We start from the raw sequence: 18360 nt of genomic DNA, 5'->3' as shown, positions 1-18360 counted from the left end.
CTAGACCTGTGCGGGGGCGACGGGGTTGTGGTTCCGGCCAGACTGTGACGAAACGGTGAACTTCGTCGCGTTCGTCAGGACGGGCGCTTCACGGCCGCGAGAAAGCCCGTGTTCACGGCCGTCAGACCGCCGTCGACCACCAGCGTCGTCCCCGTGATCCAGGCCGCGTCGCGGGAGGCGAGGAAGGCGACCGCGGCGGCGACGTCCTCGGGCTCGCCGACGCGGCCGAGCGGGTAGAGCGGCCGGACGGCGTCCAGTTCGTCGTCGCGGCCCTCCCACGCCGAGGTGCGGACCGTGCCCGGCACCACGAGGTTCACCCGCACCCCCCGGGCCGCCGCGTGCCCGGCAAGCGTACGGGTCAGCGAGGCGAGGCCGGCCTTGGCGGCGCTGTAGGCGTGGTTGCCGAAGTCCTGGACTCCGTTGACGGAGCCGACGCTGACGATCGCCCCGCGCCCGGAGGCGGCGAGGTGCGGCAGCGCGGCCCGGCAGCACCGGCGCACGCCGGTGAGGGTGATGTCGAGGTCGCGCGCCCAGCCGTCGTCGGAATCGTCCTCGAACAGCGGGGCGTCCGGGGAGCAGTGGGCGGCACAGTTGACCAGCACGTCGAGCGAGCCGAACGCGGCGACGGCCCGGGCGACGGCGGCGTCCACCGACGCGCGGTCCGCGACGTCGCAGGCCAACGCCTCGGCGCCGAGCCCCTGTTGACGCAGGGACGCGGCCGTCCGCTCGGCCTCCGGCAGGTCCCGGTCGGTCAGCAGGACGCGGCCGCCCTCCTCGGCCATGCGCCGGGCGACGGCCGCGCCGATGCCGCGGGCCGCGCCCGTGACGAGTACGCCGTGTCCGGCGAATCGGGTGTGATCGGTCATGGGGCGACCGTACGGCGCCGGAGCCGTCGTTTCACCGGGTACGGCGGGAACAGCCTCTCGGGCGGTTCAGTGGCCCCGTTTGATCCACTCCTCCAGGTGCGGTGCCTCGGCGCCGATCGTGGTGGACTCGCCGTGGCCGGTGAGGACCTTGGTCTGCGGGGGCAGGGTGAGGAGCTTGTCGCGGATGGAGTCGATGATCGTCGGGAAGTGGGACCAGGACCGTCCGGTGGCGCCGGGGCCGCCCCGGAAGAGGGTGTCGCCGGTGAAGACCGTGCCGAGCCCGGGGTCGTAGAGACAGACGGCGCCGGGGGCGTGGCCGGGCGTGTGGAGCACGGTGAGGTCGGCGCCGGCCGCCTCGATGACCTGGCCGTCGACCAGGTGCCGGTCGGGCTCGCGGTGCGGGTGGGTCTGCTTCCACAGCGGCAGGTCGTCGGGGTGCAGCCAGATGACGGCGCCGGTGAGGTCGGCGAGCGCGGGGGCCGCGTCGATGTGGTCGTTGTGCGCGTGGGTGCACACGATCGCGGTGAGGCGGCGGTCGCCGACGGCGCGGGCGATGGCCTCGGCGTCGTGGGCGGCGTCGATGACGATCACCTCGTGGTCGTCGCCGACGATCCACACGTTGTTCTCGACGTCCCAGGTGCCGCCGTCGAGGCTGAACTGCCCGGAGGTGACGAGGCGTTCGATGCGTACGGTCATCAGAACACCACCACCGAACGCAGCACGTCGCCCTGGTGCATCCGGTCGAACGCCTTCTCCACCTCGTCGAGTCGGATGGTCTCGGTGACGAACGCGTCGAGCGGGAGGCGGCCCTGCAGATGCAGGTCGATGAGCATGGGGAAGTCCCGGGAGGGCAGGCAGTCGCCGTACCAGCTGGACTTCAGGGCGCCGCCGCGGCCGAAGACGTCCAGCAGGGGCAGTTCGAGCTTCATCTCGGGGGTGGGGACGCCGACGAGGACGACGGTGCCGGCGAGGTCGCGGGCGTAGAAGGCCTGCTGGTACGTCTCCGGGCGGCCGACGGCCTCGATGACGACGTCGGCGCCGAAGCCGCCGGTCAGCTCGCGGACCGCCTCGACGGGGTCGGTCTTCTTGGAGTTGACGGTGTGGGTGGCGCCCAGGGTGCGGGCCTTGGCCAGCTTGCGGTCGTCGATGTCCACGGCGATGATCTTCGCCGCGCCGGCGAGGTTCGCGCCCGCGATCGCCGCGTCGCCGACGCCGCCGCAGCCGATGACGGCCACCGAGTCGCCGCGTCCGACGTCGCCGGTGTTGAGGGCGGCGCCGAGACCGGCCATGACCCCGCAGCCGAGCAGTCCGGCGACCGCCGGGGAGACGGCCGGGTCGACCTTGGTGCACTGGCCGGCGGCGACGAGGGTCTTCTCGGCGAACGCGCCGATCCCGAGAGCCGGGGACAGTTCGGTACCGTCAGTGAGGGTCATCTTCTGCTTCGCGTTGTGGGTGTTGAAGCAGTACCAGGGCCGGCCGCGCAGACAGGCCCGGCAGTTCCCGCACACCGCACGCCAGTTCAGGACGACGAAGTCGCCGGGCGCCACGTCCGTGACACCTGCGCCGACCGACTCCACCACGCCCGCGGCCTCGTGGCCGAGGAGGAAGGGGAAGTCGTCCGAGATGCCGCCCTGCTTGTAGTGCAGGTCGGTGTGGCAGACACCGCAGGCCTGGACGCGTACGACGGCCTCGCCGGGTCCCGGGTCCGGCACCACGATCGTCTCGACCCGTACGGGCTCGTCCTTCCCCGGTGCGATCACGCCGCGGACTTCCTGCGCCATTGCCTGGCCCCTTCCATCGATTGCCTTCGCTGCCGACCCTACGCGTGAACGATCGGTAGCGGCGCGGGCCACGGCGGTGATCGCGGATCACTCGCCTGACCGGATTTCTTCGCGAACATTCCGCACTTCCCGGGAAGTGACCGGAAAAGGTCATTCCATGATGACAATTTTTTTGCAGGGTGCGGGAATCTGCCTGGTGTCTGCACCCGGTCCGGTCGTGCCTCAATGGGGGCATGCCCCTTGACGGCTGCACGGGACGTACCGCCTTCCTGTTCTCGGCCGGTGCCTCGCCACGGCCCGGAGCCGGCGCCGAACTCCGGGAGAAGTTCCCGGTGTTCGCCGAGACACTGGACGACATCTGCGCGCGCCTCGACCCGTATCTCGAACTCCCGCTGACCTGCGTGATGTTCGCGGCCGACGGCACCCGGACGGCGGCCCTGCTGGACCGGGTGACGTACGCCGGTCCTGCGCTGTTCGCGCTCCAGGCGGCGCAGTGCCGGCTGGTGCACAGCTGGGGCCTCCGGCCTGACGTGGTCTACGGCCAGGCGGCCGGACGGATGGCCGCCGCGTACGCCGCCGGCGTCTTCTCCCTGGCGGAGGCCTGTCACGCGGTCGGCAGCCTGGCCCGTCTCCTCGGCGCCCTGCCGCCCGGCCCGGATCCGGGGCGCTCCGCCCCGGACGGTGTCCTCGACGCCTACGGCCGTACGCTCGCCACCCTGCACCCGCGCGCCCCGCGCCTCCCGCTCGTCTGCGACGTCACCGCCCGCCCGGTGGGCGCGGAGACCGCCGAGCCGGAGTTCTGGGTGCGGCGCACGCCGCACCGGTTCGCGGACACGGCCGGGGTGCTGCATCGCGACGGGGTCCGCGTCTGGCTGGAACTCGGCCCCGCCGATCTCCTCGTCCGCCTGCTGCCCGGCTGTCTGCCGGGCGGCCCGGCGACGGCGTTCGCCCTGTCACGGGACTGGGCGGTGCTGCGGGCGGGGCCGGGGACGGAGTCCGGCGGCGGACAGCCATGAGGGCCGCCCCGGGCAGGGGCGGCCCTCGCATCCCGGGTCCTTCGGGCCCCGGCCGGGGACGGACTCGCCGGCGGATCAGGCCTCGACGGCCGGCAGCACGACCGTCACGCGCCGGCGAGGGCGGTGACCTGGTGCAGCTTGTCCAGCCGGTTGACCCGGTTCAGCGCGCATCTGCTCGGAGACCTTCGGGACCTGGCTCTGGTGCCCGTCCGGGATGTCGCTGACCGCGATCGCGTCCAGCGTGGTCATGGGGTTGAGCAGCGCCTTGTGCGGTGCGCGGGTGGGCGCCGCGTTCGCCATCGGGACGGCGAGGCCCGCGATACCGGCAGCGAGGCCGAGGACGGCGACGACACGTCGAGAGGAGCGCATGCCCTCAGGGGCGGCCCCGGGCCCCGGCCGGACACGGGTGGCGGGCCGCGCTCACCTGTGGGGCGGCGGGGCCCGGCTGCGCTTGCCGTGCCCGGCGGGCCGGAGGAGCCTCGAAGAGTGGAGCCCGTGCGGCCCGGTCCGCGCCGGGCCGCGGGCGTCCGAAGGAGGTCACCATGGGGACCGTGACAGGTTCCGGCTTCGACACCGAGACACTGCGCCGGGCCGTGGAAGGGAACACCGGCAACTCCCTGCTCGCGCTGTACGCCGACGAGGCGGAGATCCGTATCGTCGACCACGACCACCAGCCCAGCCACCCCACCGTCCTGCACGGCCGGGCCCAGATCGCCGAGTTGCTGGACGACGTCTACAGCCGTGACATGACGCACAAGCTGGGCCAGTGCGTCGTACAGGGCGATCACGTCGCCTTCAGCGAGGTCTGCCAGTACGGGGACGGCACCAAGGTCCTGGCCGAGTCGATGCTCACGCTGCGCGACGGAAAGATCACCAGCCAGCTCATCATCCAGGCCTGGGACGAGTAGGCGACCTCGGGCATGGCGGGCGCCGGAAGGAGAAGTGCGAGGGTCCAGGTCACCTCCCGGCTGACCTGGACCTTCTCTGCCCGCGCGAGCCTGGGAGGGCTGCGGCTGCGGTCGGTGCGGGCGCTGCGGTCGGTGCTCGGAGAGGCACGGTCCCGGCCCGCGGCGCGCGCCCGGCGCTCCCGGCGCCGCTGAGCCGCGCGGACCACCCGCCTCCCGCCACGTGGCACTGCCCGGCGCCGGCAGGTCCCGGGTACGCTGCTGGAGCAGACGGTCAGGTCCGCGACCACTTCTGGTTGCCCTGCCCGTTGCAGGTCCACAGGACCAGTGAAGTGCCGTTACCGGTGGCCGCGTTGTAGGCGTCCAGACACAGTCCCGCGTGGACGTTGGTGATCGTGCCGTCGGTGTTCAGGGTCCACTTCTGGTTGTCCTGGCCGTTGCAGTCCCAGATCACGGCCTTGGTGCCGTCGGTGGTGCCGAGGTCGTAGGCGTCGAGACACTTGTCGCCGTAGACGACCAGTTCCTTGCGGGCGGTGTACGTCCAGGCCTGGTTGCCGCCGCCGTTGCAGTCCCACAGCTCGGCCTGGGTGCCGTTGGTGATCGTGTTGTCGTGGACGTCGGCGCAGCGGCCGGACTGCTTGCCGGTCAGGAGTGTGCCGTTGGTGCCCGGCACGGGCCGGACGGTGAGGGTGCCGAGGGCCGGAGCGCCGGTCAGCGCAAGGGAGTTGGCGGCTCCCCCGGTGAGGTTCGCCTGGACCGAGACGGTGCCCGGGGACGAACCGGTCGGCGGGAAGGAGACCGTGGTGGCCGTCTGTCCATTGACCCTCAGGGTGCCGGTGACGGGTGTGGAGCCGGTGTTGGTGTAGGCGATGTCGGCCACGGCCAGGCCGGTGCTCGCGGCGCTCACGCCGGTGTAGGTGCCGGCGGCGGTCGCGCTGTAGTCGCTGCTCGCCGCCTCGGTGCCGCTCACCTTGAGCATGACCGAGCCGCCCGCCAGGACGGGGGCGGTGTAACTCGTCGCGTACGAGCCGAGGGTGGCGCGCGCCCACAGGTCGCGCACCGTCGCCGAGGCATCGGTGAGGCCGACGTCGGACCAGCGGACGGTGATGTTCTGCGCGGCGGAGGTGCGGTTCAGCAGCACGACGGCCCGGTCGCCGGTGCCGGACAGGACCCTGCCGTAGACCTGGAGTCCGGTGGTGTCCTCGGCGACCTTGACGCCCTGGAGGCCGCGCGGGTCCTGGTCGACGGCGACGACCTCGGGATTCTTGAGGATCCCGGCGGTCTCGCTCGTCATCGTCGTCAGGTCGTTGCCGGCCAGCAGCGGGGCGCCGGAGATGGCCCACAAGGCCATGTGGGTGCGGTTCTGCGCGGCGGTGAGGCCGGGCATGCCGGTCATCAGCATGTCGGGGTCGTTGTAGTAGCCGGTGTGCTGGGCGGCCGGGTGCTGGGCCTGGTCGAAGTTGGACAGCATGTTCGCCGGGGAGGGCGTGTCGCCGTAGTAGACGATGTCCGTGCTGGTGCGCCACATCGTGGCGAGGCCCGGTGCCCAGTTCCAGGGGTTCTGCCTGCCCCAGTTGCACACGGACAGGGTGAGCGGGCGGCCGGTGGCCGCGCTCGCCGTGGTGACGGCGGAGCTGATCGACGTGTACGCCGTCTTCGCGTCCAGGCCCTCGGCGTCGCCGCCGCACCAGTCGACCTTGACGAAGTCGAAGCCCCACTTCGAGAACTGGAGCATGTCCTGGTCGTAGTGGCCCTCGCTGCCGGTGTTCGGGGCGGCGGGGCGGCCGGTCGGGTAGTAGTAGCCGCAGCCGTTCTTGCCGGCGTCGGTGTAGATGCCGGCCTTCAGACCCTTGCTGTGGATGTAGTCGGCGACGGCACGCATGCCGCCGGGCCACTCGCCGGTGTCGACGGTGATGTCGCCGGCGCTGTCGCGGGTGCCCTGCCACCAGCCCTCGTCGATGTTGATGTACCGGTAGCCGGCGGCGGGCAGGCCGGCCGCGACGAACGCGTCGACCTGCTGTTTGACGACGTTGTGGTCGATCTTCGCGGCGAAGCTGTTCCAGGACGCCCAGCCCATGGGCGCTGCGGGCACCGCGATCTGCCGGACCGTCGCCGCCCGGGCGGGGCCGGGCTGGGCGAAGAGGAGGGCGGCGGCCGCGGTCAGCACCAGGACGAGCGCGCGGACGGCGCCGGCTCCGCGACAGCGCAGCAGGCCTTCGGCGGTCGGACGGGGTGGGGGATACATCAGCGCCTCCGCGTGCGGAACGGAATCCACGCTGATCGGTACGCCGGCCCGCGTTCAGGTCGACACGATCAGCGGTCGATATGCCGAACATGGATCGATAATCCGAACATGTCGCGCGCCGACCGTAGAACCGCCCGGGGGTGAAGTCAACGGCTGCGACAGGGGTGAACCGGCCGTGCCCGCCGGGCCGTTGGGTCCCGCGCGTGGCGCCGTGCCGCCATACTGGGTCATCGTGCGCATTGCGATCATGACGGCCGGATCCCGGGGCGATGTCGCCCCCTACACCGGACTGGGGCACCGCCTCGCCCGCGCCGGGCACGAGGTCACCCTGGTCACCCACGCCCGCTTCGAGCCGTTGCTCTCCGGCTCGGGCGTGCGCTTCCACCCGCTGCCGGTCGACCCCCGGGCGGAACTGGAGTCGCCGCGCGGCCGGGGCCTGCACCGCAGCGCCGGCGAGGTCACGAAGCTGGTGCGCCTCGCGGACATGGCACGCCGGCTCGTCGGGCGGATGACGGAGGACCTCCTCACGGCGGCCAGGGGCAGCGAGGCACTGCTGCTGTCCGCCTCGCTCGCCCCGCTCGGCCACACCATCGCCGAGGGGCTGCGCCTGCCGAGCATGGGCGTGTATCTCCAACCCCTCGCCGGGACACGGGAGTTCGCACCTCCCGTGCTCGGCGGCGGCTCCTGGGGGCCGGTCGTGAACCGGGCGGCCGGGCACGGGGTGTGCCTCGCCACGGAACACATCTTCTCGGGCGCCCTGCCCGGTGTGCGCAGGCGGCTCGGGCTGCCCCCGGTACGCTCCGGTGCCGCGCTGCGGGCCAGGGAACGACGGCTGTGGCCGGTACAGCACGGCTTCAGCCCGCTGGTGGTGCCCCGGCCCCGGGACTGGCGGCCCGGTCTGGCGGTGAGCGGCTACTGGTGGCCGTACGACACCCAGGACCAACTACCCGATCTCGTGAGGGAGTTCCTCGACGCCGGTCCGGCGCCGGTCTTCGTCGGGCTGGGCAGCGCCACGGTGCCGGACGCCGCACGACTCAGCGCCCAGGTGGTGGCGGCGCTGCGGCGGGCCGGGCTGCGCGGGGTGATCCAACGCGGCTGGGCCGGGCTCGCGGCCGACGGCGACGACATGCTGGCCATCGACGACGTGCCGCACGCGCTGCTCTTCCCTCGCATGGCCGCCGTGGTCCACCACGCGGGTGCGGGTACGACCGCGGCGGGCCTGCGCGCCGGGGTGCCCGCCGTGCCGGTGCCGGTCCAGTTCGACGCCGGATTCTGGTCCGCCCGGCTGGTCGCCCTGGGCGTCGCCCCGGCCGCCGTACCGCTGCGCCGCCTCACCGTGGACACCCTCTCCTCGGCCCTGCTGCGGGCCACCCGCGAGCCGGGGTACGCGCAACGGGCGCGCTCCCTGGCCGCCCGCATCCGCGCCGAGGACGGGGCGGCCCCGGTCCTGGCCGCACTGGAACGGCTGGGCGGCGGCTGACGCGCCCGGCGGGGGGGCGCCCGCACGGGGGTGCCGGGGGGCCTTCCGCCGGAGAACAGGGGCCGAGGGCCGGCACGCGGGTCCGACCGGAATGCGACCGGGAGAGGCGGCCGGGAGACGCGGGGAAGGGCGGCCGAGAGCGGACGGCCCGTATTCGTCGACGCCGCCCGAAGGGGTCCCGCCGCGGCCCGGCTCGGCGGCGCCCGGGTCAGCCGTTCGTCAGGACCATGCGGAAGCGGGCCTTGCCGGCCATCATCTTCTGGAAGGCGCCGTCGACGTCGTCCAGCGGGACCGTCTCGGTCATCGGGCGGATGCCGTGCAGGGCGCTGAACTCCATGGTGTCCTGCACGTCCTGCGAGGTGCCGGACGGGTGTCCGCGCACGACCCGGCCGCCCATGATCAGCTGGAGCGGGGTGATGCCCATGGCCCCCGGGTCCGCACCGATCACCACCAACTCACCGCGCGGTGCGAGGCCGTCCACGGTGGCCGTGATGGCCTCGGAGTCCCCGGCGGTGGCCAGCACCGCCTTCGCCCCGCCCAGGGACTGGAGAGCCTCGGCGACCGGGGTGTCCGCGGTGCTGTCGACGTAGTGGTGGGCGCCCAGCCGCTTGGCGAAGTCGGCCTTCTCGGCGCCGCGGGCGATCGCCACGGTCTCGAAGCCCATCGCCGCCGCGTACTGCACCCCGAGGTGGCCGAGGCCGCCGAGACCGAGCACCGCGACCAGGTCCCCGGGGTGGGCGCAGCTGTGCCGCAGGCCGTTGTACGTGGTCACGCCCGCGCAGGCCATGGGGCCCGCGTCGCTCGCCGCCAGCGCGTCCGGGATCCGGGCCAGCGCGTCGACGGGCGCGATCATCTTCTCCGCGAAGCCGCCGTCGTAGGCCCAGCCGGGCACCTTGAGGTTCGCGCACACGATGAAGTCGCCCCGCCGGCAGGACGTGCAGTGGCCGCAGCTGCCGCCGAACCAGCCGACCGCCACCCGGTCGCCTACCTGCCAGCCCCAGTCCTGCGTGCCCTCACCGAGCGCCTCGACGTGGCCGGCGATCTCGTGCCCGGGGACCTCCGGGAAGGTGATGCCCGGTACCGCGGCGTGCACGAACATGGCGTCGCTGTGGCAGATGCCGCACGCCTCGACGGCGATCCGCACCTGGCCCGCGCCGGGCTCCGGCACCTCACGCTCGGCCAGCGCGAACGCGCCGCCCGCGCTCGTCACCTGCGCGACTCGATACGTGCCCATCACGCTCCCTCTCTCCCTCTGGCTGTGCCACCCGGCGCACGGGTACCGCACGGGTACGACGCCCCCGCACCAGCAGACCAGCTCCGGGCCGATCCCGCGCGCCGAGCGCCACGAACCCGCGTTGACCTGCACCGACAGACGAACAGCGGGCCGGGCGTCAGGGCCGGGGTCGCCAGTCCTGCGGCCGGAGCATCCCCAGCAGCAGCCGCACCAGCTCGTCCACCAGGTCGTCCAGCGTCGCGTCCACCCAGCCGGCGCTCCAGTCGTGCAGCAGACCGTTGACGCTGCCGATGAAGGCCGTCGCCGCCAGCCGGTAGTCCCGGGGCGCCGCCTCGCCGCGTACGACGGCCGCGTCCGCCTCGGCGCGGATGAGGTCGACCCAGCGGGCCCGGCGGGCCAGCCGCTGCTCCTCCAGCCGGGGGCTGACGCCGACGATCTCCACGAAGGCGATGCGGATTCGGCGCGGATCGCAGGTCACGTCGCGGGCGTAGGCGCGGAAGAGCACCGTGGCCCGCGCGGCCAGCGGCAGCCCCTCCGCCGCGGCGAGGGCGTCCAGCACCGCCTGCTCGGCCCAGCCGTTGACCTCCAGGTGCAGCGCGGCGAGGACGTCCTCCAGGGTGCGGAACTCCTCGTAGAACTGACGCGTCGACAGTCCGGCGGCCTGGCTGAGCGCGGCGACCGTCGTGCCCCGGTAGCCGGGCGGTCCCCCGAACAGTTCCAGGGCCGCCTCCAGGAAACGCCGACGGCGTTCGGCCTGCCGGTCCTCGGCGGACCGGCCGCCGTAGCGGCCCGTCGGCGCCCTGAGCCTTCCCGTCACCTGTCCCCCTCCGTCGCCGCGCCGTGGCCCACCCTCGCGCGTCCTCGCCACGCCGGCTCCCAATCCTGTCGTGCACACCTCTTGTCGAGTAACCCACCCCGTCCTTACTTTTCAGTAAGTTCACTGTGAAAGCACGCGTGTTCAGACTTCTCCCCCGAGGAAAGAGAGCAGTCATGCCTGCCTCCAGAACCAGGCACCTGTGCTCCGTGGCCGCCGCCCTCGCCCTGACCGTCGCCGGTCCGGCGACCGCCGCCTCCGCCGCCACGGCCGGCTCCGACGGTCTGCGCGAGGTGATGTTCGTCGGCAACAACTGGGACGGCACCGCCGATGTCATCAGGTCCACCGGCGACTTCGCGAAGATCGGCCGGATCGACGTCGTCCCGGACAAGGCGGAGCGGCTGGCCGAGATCAACGCCGACCCGATCAAGTGGATCTACTACACGTCCATCCGCAACGAGGTGGGCCAGGGGCACGACCAGTACGTGGACGACATGTACTCGACGCCCGACGGCAGGTCCGTGGTCGTCTCCCGGCCGAGCTTCGCCGACGTGGTCTCCATCGACCTGGCCACCGGCAAAGTCAACTGGCGCTTCCCGGTGGCCGGTTACCGCGCCGACCACATGGCCCTCTCCCCCGACGGCACCCGGGTCGCCGTCTCGGCGTCCACCGCGAACAAGGTGCAGGTGCTGGACATCGACACCGGTAAGGAACTCGGCGAGTTCGCCACCGGGGACAAGCCCCACGAGAACTTCTTCACCGACGGCGGAAAGTACATCTGGAACATGTCCATCGGCGAGGTCACCACCTCCCTGGACGACCCGGGCTGGGACTGGACCAAGGGCGACCGGCACATCACGATCGTCGACGCGACGACGTTCAAGCAGGTCAGGACCATCGACATGCGGCAACGGCTGGACGCGATCGGGCTGAAGGACTTCTCCAGCGCCATCCGGCCCGCCGCCTTCACACCCGACTGGTCGAAGCTGTACTTCCAGGTGTCGTTCTTCAACGGCTTCCTGGAGTACGACGTGGCCGCGGACAGGATCACCCGGGTGAAGACGCTGCCCGCGAACCCGGCGACGAACCCGGACCGCACCACCTGGCTGCTGGACTCGCGCCACCACGGCATCTCCATGAACCCCGAGGGCACCAAGCTGTGTGTCGCCGGGACCATGGACAACTACGCGACCGTGGTCGACCGGGCCTCCTTCGACGTCGGCCCGCACATCACCGCCTCGACGCCGTACTGGGCGACGGTGAGCGGCGACGGCAAGGACTGCATCATCTCCGAGGCGGGCGCCGACCAGGTCACGGCCATCGACTTCGCCACCGGCCAGAAGGTGCTGTCCGTACCGGTCGGCGACCATCCGCAGCGCGTCCGGCTGGGGCATGTCCAGGCCGACTGGACGGGCCCGACGGGGAGTTGAGCGCCGGCGGCCTCCGGGGGGACCCCACTCCCCCCGGGGCCGCACGGCTCCGTCTCCGGGCTCCCGGACGTGTCAGAAGTGCGCCGCCGCCCAGGCGGCCAGCTCGGACCGGGCCGCGCTCAGCAGGTCCGCAGACGGGGCCGTGGCCCCGTCGGTGACCAGCGCGTAGTGCAGGACGCCCGAGTCGGTGTCGCTGAGCAGCAGGCGGCGGCTGCCGGTGCCGCCCGGTTCGGGGGCGACGGCGACCGGCGTGCCGGCACCGGTGTAGGCGGGCGGGGCACAGACCGTGCCGAGGTCGGAGACGACGGTGGTCGATGCGGTCGGGAAGGAGGCCGGCAGGTGCAGTTCGGTGGGCGCGGTGCCGTCCCCGGAGCGCCACACCAGCAGCCCGTACCGGCCGGTGCCCACCAGCCGCGCCACGTGCGGCAGGCTGCTCGGCACCGGGTTCCAGGTGAGGGTGGTGGAGCCGTCGCGGGAGCGGTCCTCGTAGGTGAAGGCCAGGGCCGTACCGGCCGTGGCGCTCGGGTAGAGGCGGTCGAGCAGCCGGGCGTCCTGGCGGAGGGTGACGTCGCCGGAGCCGTCCAGGTCGACGGCGGAGAGGTCCTCGCCGTTCCAGGCGTCGCCCGAGGTCTGCGCCTTGTCGGGGTTGCCGTTCATCAGCTCGTGGTGCCGGCCGCTGTAGATGTCCCACTGCCACTGGGTGCCGGACAGGACCGGGCCCGAGGCGGCGGGGTCGGACCACCAACTCGCGCCCGGCAGGCGGGAGTCGAGGGCCTGGTACATCGCCTTCAGGACGGTGGGTGCCTTGTCGGACACGGCGCCGGACAGGGGGTGCCCGAACTCGCTGACCACGGCCGCGGTGGACGCGGAGGCGGCGCGGTCGCGGACTGCGGCGAAGTCGGAGGCGTACTGGCCGTCGGCCGCCTTGCCCCACATCAGGATCCCGGAGATGGCCTTCTGGTCGTAGAAGTGCGTGTTGAAGACGTAGCCCGGACCGAGGGTGCCCGCGTCCAGCAGGCCGCCCTCCTGCTTCTGGGTGGAGATGTTGGCGTTCCAGAAGAGGTTGGGTTCCACGAAGGCGGGCTTGTCCTGCCAGCCGGCGGCGTCCATGGCGGCGCGGAACCGCACGTAGAACGGCCACAGCAGATCGCGTTCCCAGGTGCGGGAGGTCTGCCCGGAGTCGTAGCCGCCGGCGTAGGGCTCGTTGTACGGGTCGAAGCCTGCGACGGCGGTGAACTCCGCGTCCGTCAGGTGCTGCCGGAGGTAGGTCATGGTCGTCCGCGCGGTGGCAAGGAAGGCGTCCTGGAGACCGTAGGCGTCGTGCCAGAAGTCGTACTGGGCCTTCTGCACGGCCGCGTTCTGGGTGATGTTCTGACCCCAGAAGAGGCAGACGCCGCAGGACTCGGCGGGGTAACTCCCGGCGTCCACCGCCCACTTGGGGGCGCCGTCGCCCGTGTACCAGCTGCCCGTGCTGAACAGATGGCGGGAGTAGAGGTCCTGGTGGAAGTCGGGGAAGACGCGGATGCCCTCGTCCAGGAAGGCGCGCATCTGGTCGGTGACGGCGGCCAGATAGGCGGTGTCGGCCTGGCCGCGTACGGGTTCGGCGTGGGCCCAGGAGAGCAGGAAGCGGACCGTGTTGCCACCGCCGAGGGCGCGCAGCGCGGTCGCGGACGTGCGGGCGTCGGCGACGGAGGCGAACGGCAGGCCGCTGTTCTCCTCCAGTTTGGTCTCGCCGGAGACGTTGTAGCCGCGCAGGACGATCTCGCGCCCCTGGCCGTCGGTGAACCGGCCGTTGTGCACAGTGAGCGCGGAACCGTCGAACCAGAGGGAGTCGGAGGGGAGAGCCGAGGTGGCGGCGGTGGCGGGCGGGGCACCCGCCACCGTCAGGAATCCGCTGAGGACGACCAGGACAACGAGCAGACGTGCCCGGATGTTCGGCATGTCCACCACAGTCCGGCCCGCCGAAAGCCGCGTCAATACCATCTGACTCACAAGTAAGTTGACTCTCAGTCAGTCAGATGGGTCAGGCGGTCCGACGGGTCAGGTTCAGCAGGTACTCCTTCCGGTTGAGCGGCCTGCGGTCGGTGCGCGGCCGCCCGGGGACGGCGCCACGGCCGATCGGCGCGCAGTGGTCGAACGCCGTCTCCAGCTCGCCCCTTCAGGGCGCCGCCGTAGCCGCAGTGGGTCACGGTCACCGTGCAGTCGGGCACCTTCCAGCCGCGCAGCCCCTGCCCGAGGGTGTCCGCGGACGGCGTCCTCGACGGCCTGGAAGAAGGCGTACGGCATCGAGCCCGGCTCCACCTCCAGCCGGAGCGCGACGCGCAGGCCGACCGTGGCGAGGAACGGGTGGGGTCCTTCCCGATGTGCTCGACGGCGCGCCCGGTGCCGGCGGGCCGTTCGACGCACCGGGTCCTCGCCCCACGGAAGGTGACGTCCAGGCCGAAGTCCTCGGCGAGGGCGGCCTGGACGGCCTCCTTCTGCACCTCACCGCAGCGGGACACGGAGGTCTCCTGGCGCAGTTCGTCGTGGCGGACGCCGATGAACGCCGCAGCACTCGCCGTATACCGGGCGCGGCCGTAATGTGATATACGGCCATGATTCGACGCTTTCTCCCTTGTCGGCATGGTCGGGGCGGGGAGAGGAGTGGAGCGTGCGTGAGGTTCTGCCGGCGTTGGCGCGCTGGCACGCGGCCGGGGTCCCGTTCGGGCTGGCCACGGTCGTCGCCGTCAGCCGCAGCGCTCCGCGCGGTCCCGGTGCCGCCATGGCGGTGGGCCCGGACGACGAGGTGGTGGGAAGCGTGTCCGGGGGCTGTGTGGAGGGGGCCGTGTTCGAGCTGGCGCAGGAGGTCGTGGCGAGCGGCGAGGCGCGGCTGGAGACGTTCGGGTACAGCGACGCGGACGCCTTCGCGGTCGGCCTCACCTGCGGCGGCGAGATCACCCTGCTGGTACGGCCGGTGACCCCCGAGTCGGACCCGGCGTTCGGGACGGTCGCCGCGTCGGTCGCGGCGGGCGAGCCGGTGACGGTGGCCACGGTGGTGGACGGGCCCGCGCCACGCGGCGCCACACTCGCCGTCTGGCCGGGCCGGGCCGACGGCACGCTCGGCGCGCCCGGCCTCGATGTCGCCGTCACCGCCGACGCACGCGGCGAACTCGCGCTCGGCGCCTCGGTGCTGCGGCACTACGGGCCGCACGGCGAGCGCCGCGAGGACGACGTGACGGTGTTCCTCCAGTCGTTCGCGCCGCCGCCGCGCATGCTGGTCTTCGGCGCGATCGACTACGCGGCCGCGGTGGCCCGCGTCGGCGACTTCCTCGGCTACCGGGTGACCGTCTGCGACGCCCGCCCGGTCTTCGCCACGCCGAAGCGGTTCCCGGCCGCGGTCGAGGTCGTGGTCGACTGGCCGCACCGCTACCTCGCGGGCACGCGGACCGACGACCGCACGGTGATCTGTGTCCTCACCCACGACCCGAAGTTCGACGTCCCCCTGCTGGAGGAGGCCCTGCGGCGTCCGGCCGCCTACGTCGGCGCGATGGGCAGCCGCAAGACCCACCACGAGCGGCGCGCACGGCTCGCCGAGGCCGGTCTGTGCGAGGCCGAGCTGTCCCGGCTGCGCTCACCGCTCGGGCTCGATCTCGGGGCCCGTACGCCCGAGGAGGTCGCGGTGTCCGTCGCCGCCGAGATCGTCGCCCTGCGCTGGGGCGGCTCCGGCGCACCTCTGACCACGACCGCCGGGGCCATCCATCCGCCGGCCGCGTGAAGGGCCCGCCGTGTTCCTGAGGAGCAGGTCACAGGGCACGTCCGTGGAACAGGCCGAGGGGCCGCGCCACGCGTTCACCGTCCCCGTCCCGGCCGACCTGACGGAGCCCTGCCGCCTTGTCCGGTTCGGGCGGACCCCGTGGTGGACGGAGCAAGCGCTCCGGTCGCGGCGGTGCCGCCGGCGTACGCGGTGGCGCGGTCGGCCCGCCGCGGTCGGCGGATCCGCGCCCGTCGGCTCCGGTGGCCGCTACGCGGTGTCGCCCGCCACGCGTGCGTGCAGGTGCTGGTCGTGCCAGCCGTCGGCGTGCAGGAGGGCGCTGCGCTGGGTGCCCTCGTAGGTGTAGCCGGCCTTCTCGGCGACCCGGCAGGACGCCGGGTTGGCGACGGAGTGGCACAGGCGCAGGCGGTGCAGGCCCAGGTCGTCGAGGGCCCACCGGCTGAGCCTGCGCGTGGCCTCGACGGCGATACCGCCGCCGCGCGCCGCGGGCAGGAGCCAGTAGACGATCTCGGCGCTGCCGGCGTGCAGATCGATGTCGCCCCACGCGCACAGTCCGACGGCGGGGCCGTCCGGCCCGGCGACGGCCCACACCGCGGAGGTCTCGGCCCGCCAGCGCGCGTGCATGCGCTCGATCCTGGCGTGCGCCTCTGCACGGCTGCCGACGGCGAACCGGTTCCACCGGCGTATCGCGGGGTCCTCGGCAGCGGTCAGCAGTGTGTCGGCGTCGTCGAGGTGCCAGGGCCGCAGTTGGAGTCCGCCGGGCAGGGCGAGCACGGGCTGCTCGCTCCCGGCCATGCGACCCGCCGGGACGACGTCGCCCGGGATGCCGTTGTCGGAGGTCATCCGGGCATCCTGGCACAGGGCCACTACCGGTGCGGCAGCCGGTGCAGGATCACGTCGGTGAGGGCGCCGTCGGCGAGCGTCGCGGTCAGGTAGGTGCAGTGCGGCCGGCGGCGGCGGTCGGTCGGGGAGCCCGGGTTGAGCAGGCGCAGGCCGGTCGGGGCGGTGGTGTCCCAGGGGATGTGGCTGTGGCCGAAGACCAGCACGTCGAGGTCGGGGAAGCGGGCGGCGCAGCGGGCCTCGCGGCCCTGGGCGGGGCCGGTCTCGTGCACGACGCCGAAGCGCAGGCCGTCCAGTTCGGCGTAGGCCACCTCGGGGAGCCGGGCCCGCAGCTCAGGGCCGTCGTTGTTGCCGTGGACCCCGATCAGGCGGCGGCTGCGGCGCTCCAGCAGGTCGAGGGTGGCGGTGTCGACCCAGTCGCCGGCGTGGAACACCACGTCCGCGCGCGGGAGTTCGGCCAGCAGTTGCCCGGGGAGCTGCTTGGCGCGCCGGGGCAGGTGGGTGTCGGACATGATCAGCAGACGCACGCGCCCAACCTGGCCGAGCCACGGCCGGCGGGGCCCGCTAATTGTTCAGGTGGAACTGAACAGTCCGAGCTGGACAGTTTCGGCTGTCGGTCCTACGCTGGCGGGCATGGCTGACACCTCCGACTCCGCCACCCGGGCCGCCCGCGATCTGCGTGTGGTCTTCAGCCGGTTGCGGCGCCGGCTCCGCGAGGTCGCGCAGGACACCGACCTCAGTCCGTCCCAGGAGTCGGCGCTCACCCTGGTCGGCAAGCATGGCGCCGCCACGGCCAGCGCGCTCGCCGCCACCGAGGGCGTACGCCCGCAGTCGATGGCGACGACCCTGGCCGCACTGGAGCAGCAGGGGCTGATCCGGCGTGCCCCCGACCCGGCCGACGGCCGCCGTCAGCTGGTCACGCTGACCGAGGCCGGCCGGGCCCGCGTGGAGGACAACCGGCAGGCGCGCAGCGAGTGGCTGGCCCGCGCCTTCCAGGAGCGGTACACCGAGGAGGAGCGGCAGGCCGTCCTCAGGGTGCTGGAGCTGATGGACCGGCTGTCGGAGCCGTGACGCGGCCGTAACGGCGAGGCCCACCGGGCACCCGGCCACCGGGAGCGGGGCGCCCGCCCCTCCCCGCCGGATCCGACCGCCGGCCCGTCGCGCCGATGGTCCTCGGCTCGGCCCTGGACCCGGTCGATTCCCCGATGACCGCCGTGGCGCCGGTGCCGATCGGGCCAGCCCCCTACCGGGCCGAACGGCGGCCCGGTCCTGTTCGTGCTCGCCGGCTCCCTCCTGCCGCCGGCGACGACCCTGGCCGGCCGTTCCCTCGGCCGGCTCACACCTTCCCCTACCGCACCACTCGGAAAGGCCCGACCCACCATGTCGCTCACCACGCTCGACCCCCGTACCGCCGTCGTCGCGATCGACCTCCAGAACGGCATCGCCGCCATGCCCACCCAGCCGTACGCCGGCCCCGAGGTCGTGGCGCGCACGGCGGAACTCGCCGACGCCTTCCGCGCCCGGAACCTGCCGGTGGTCCTGGTCCGCGTGTCCTTCTCGGCCGACGGCGGGGACGTCGTGCCCGGCCGTACCGAGCGCCAGGCCCGCGGCCTCGCCTTCCCCGAGGGCTGGGACCTGATCGTCGACGAACTGTCCGGCCACGCCGGCGACATCCACGTCACGAAGCACAACTGGAGCGCCTTCCACGGCACCGACCTGGACGTCCAGCTGCGCCGGCGCGGCATCACGCAGATCGTGCTGACCGGCATCGCCACCAGCATCGGCGTGGAGTCCACCGCCCGTGACGCCTACGCGCACGGCTACCACGTCACCCTCGCCACCGACGCGATGGCCGACGCCGACGCCGAGGCGCACGCGAACAGCGTGGAGCGGATCTTCCCGCGGCTCGGCGAGAGCGGCACCACCGCCGAGGTCCTGGAACTGCTGGCCAAGACCCACGCCTGAGCACCGCCCGAGCGCCCCGGCCGCCACGGCCCG

Annotated in this window: 17 protein-coding genes and 1 pseudogene; 7 read left to right on the top strand and 11 right to left on the bottom strand. The window is 73.0% G+C overall.

Annotation, left to right across the window (positions count from 1 at the left end):
• Positions 1-74: 74 nt before the first annotated feature.
• The 3 genes from BIV25_RS07795 to BIV25_RS07785 form a co-directional block, all read right to left on the bottom strand.
• On the bottom strand, positions 75-866 hold the full coding sequence (locus BIV25_RS07795; RefSeq protein WP_071371437.1) for an SDR family NAD(P)-dependent oxidoreductase: 792 nt from the start codon (positions 864-866) through the stop codon (positions 75-77).
• A gap of 66 nt (positions 867-932) precedes the next feature.
• Positions 933-1562 (bottom strand): MBL fold metallo-hydrolase, encoded by a 630-nt coding sequence (locus tag BIV25_RS07790; RefSeq protein ID WP_071371436.1) that lies wholly within the window; start codon positions 1560-1562, stop codon positions 933-935.
• Positions 1562-2647 (bottom strand): S-(hydroxymethyl)mycothiol dehydrogenase, encoded by a 1086-nt coding sequence (locus BIV25_RS07785; RefSeq protein ID WP_071371435.1) that lies wholly within the window; start codon positions 2645-2647, stop codon positions 1562-1564. The genes BIV25_RS07790 and BIV25_RS07785 overlap by 1 nt, the downstream gene beginning before the upstream one ends.
• Before the next feature lie 233 nt (positions 2648-2880).
• Between BIV25_RS07785 and BIV25_RS07780 the strand changes: the two genes are divergently transcribed.
• On the top strand, positions 2881-3663 hold the full coding sequence (locus tag BIV25_RS07780) for an acyltransferase domain-containing protein (RefSeq protein ID WP_071371434.1): 783 nt from the start codon (positions 2881-2883) through the stop codon (positions 3661-3663).
• Positions 3664-3738: 75 nt separating this feature from the next.
• Here BIV25_RS07780 and BIV25_RS07775 read toward each other — a convergent pair whose 3' ends face one another.
• Positions 3739-4032 (bottom strand): hypothetical protein, encoded by a 294-nt coding sequence (locus BIV25_RS07775; protein ID WP_256255659.1) that lies wholly within the window; start codon positions 4030-4032, stop codon positions 3739-3741.
• Positions 4033-4205: 173 nt separating this feature from the next.
• Here BIV25_RS07775 and BIV25_RS07770 point away from each other — a divergent pair, with 173 nt between their 5' ends.
• The gene (locus BIV25_RS07770) at positions 4206-4571 is read left to right on the top strand and encodes a nuclear transport factor 2 family protein (protein ID WP_071371433.1); all 366 of its coding nucleotides are present in this window, start codon (positions 4206-4208) and stop codon (positions 4569-4571) included.
• A 271-nt stretch (positions 4572-4842) separates the two neighbouring features.
• Here the strand turns inward: BIV25_RS07770 and BIV25_RS07765 are convergent, their stop codons facing one another.
• Positions 4843-6813, bottom strand: a complete 1971-nt coding sequence (locus BIV25_RS07765; RefSeq protein ID WP_079176490.1) for a ricin-type beta-trefoil lectin domain protein — start codon at positions 6811-6813, stop codon at positions 4843-4845.
• Between the two features lie 247 nt (positions 6814-7060).
• On the opposite strand from BIV25_RS07765, the gene BIV25_RS07760 reads away from it, so the two are divergent.
• Positions 7061-8293 (top strand): glycosyltransferase, encoded by a 1233-nt coding sequence (locus BIV25_RS07760; RefSeq protein WP_071371432.1) that lies wholly within the window; start codon positions 7061-7063, stop codon positions 8291-8293.
• Positions 8294-8501: 208 nt separating this feature from the next.
• On the opposite strand, the gene BIV25_RS07755 is transcribed toward BIV25_RS07760, so the two are convergent.
• Both BIV25_RS07755 and BIV25_RS07750 read right to left on the bottom strand, forming a co-directional pair.
• On the bottom strand, positions 8502-9527 hold the full coding sequence (locus tag BIV25_RS07755) for an alcohol dehydrogenase catalytic domain-containing protein (protein ID WP_071371431.1): 1026 nt from the start codon (positions 9525-9527) through the stop codon (positions 8502-8504).
• 157 nt (positions 9528-9684) lie between these two features.
• Positions 9685-10344 carry a TetR/AcrR family transcriptional regulator gene (locus tag BIV25_RS07750; protein ID WP_071371430.1) on the bottom strand — a complete coding sequence of 220 codons (660 nt, stop codon included), beginning with the start codon at positions 10342-10344 and terminating at the stop codon, positions 9685-9687.
• Between the two features lie 173 nt (positions 10345-10517).
• Between BIV25_RS07750 and BIV25_RS07745 the strand changes: the two genes are divergently transcribed.
• A complete protein-coding gene (locus tag BIV25_RS07745; protein WP_071371429.1) occupies positions 10518-11771 on the top strand; it encodes a YncE family protein in 1254 nt (417 codons plus the stop codon).
• A gap of 72 nt (positions 11772-11843) precedes the next feature.
• Here the strand turns inward: BIV25_RS07745 and BIV25_RS07740 are convergent, their stop codons facing one another.
• Both BIV25_RS07740 and BIV25_RS52450 read right to left on the bottom strand, forming a co-directional pair.
• On the bottom strand, positions 11844-13712 hold the full coding sequence (locus BIV25_RS07740; RefSeq protein ID WP_071371561.1) for a cellulase family glycosylhydrolase: 1869 nt from the start codon (positions 13710-13712) through the stop codon (positions 11844-11846).
• A gap of 82 nt (positions 13713-13794) precedes the next feature.
• Positions 13795-14311 (bottom strand): annotated as a pseudogene (locus BIV25_RS52450) (hypothetical protein); the annotation flags it as partial.
• Positions 14312-14421: 110 nt separating this feature from the next.
• On the opposite strand from BIV25_RS52450, the gene BIV25_RS07730 reads away from it, so the two are divergent.
• Positions 14422-15525: an XdhC/CoxI family protein gene (locus BIV25_RS07730; RefSeq protein WP_071371427.1), complete on the top strand. Its 1104-nt coding sequence runs from the start codon at positions 14422-14424 to the stop codon at positions 15523-15525.
• Positions 15526-15771: 246 nt separating this feature from the next.
• Here the strand turns inward: BIV25_RS07730 and BIV25_RS07725 are convergent, their stop codons facing one another.
• Together BIV25_RS07725 and BIV25_RS07720 are read right to left on the bottom strand one after the other, a co-directional pair.
• The gene (locus BIV25_RS07725; protein WP_071371426.1) at positions 15772-16365 is read right to left on the bottom strand and encodes a GNAT family N-acetyltransferase; all 594 of its coding nucleotides are present in this window, start codon (positions 16363-16365) and stop codon (positions 15772-15774) included.
• A gap of 23 nt (positions 16366-16388) precedes the next feature.
• The gene (locus BIV25_RS07720) at positions 16389-16889 is read right to left on the bottom strand and encodes a metallophosphoesterase (RefSeq protein WP_071371425.1); all 501 of its coding nucleotides are present in this window, start codon (positions 16887-16889) and stop codon (positions 16389-16391) included.
• Between the two features lie 106 nt (positions 16890-16995).
• Between BIV25_RS07720 and BIV25_RS07715 the strand changes: the two genes are divergently transcribed.
• Both BIV25_RS07715 and BIV25_RS07710 read left to right on the top strand, forming a co-directional pair.
• Positions 16996-17433 carry a MarR family winged helix-turn-helix transcriptional regulator gene (locus BIV25_RS07715; RefSeq protein WP_071371424.1) on the top strand — a complete coding sequence of 146 codons (438 nt, stop codon included), beginning with the start codon at positions 16996-16998 and terminating at the stop codon, positions 17431-17433.
• A 309-nt stretch (positions 17434-17742) separates the two neighbouring features.
• The gene (locus BIV25_RS07710; RefSeq protein WP_071371423.1) at positions 17743-18327 is read left to right on the top strand and encodes an isochorismatase family protein; all 585 of its coding nucleotides are present in this window, start codon (positions 17743-17745) and stop codon (positions 18325-18327) included.
• The last annotated feature ends 33 nt before the right edge of the window (positions 18328-18360 follow it).

The sequence above is a fragment of the Streptomyces sp. MUSC 14 genome (genome assembly GCF_001866675.1).
Taxonomy (GTDB): domain Bacteria; phylum Actinomycetota; class Actinomycetes; order Streptomycetales; family Streptomycetaceae; genus Streptomyces.
The sequence above is the reverse complement of the archived record's forward strand: the minus strand, read 5'-3'. Positions and strand labels throughout refer to the sequence as shown.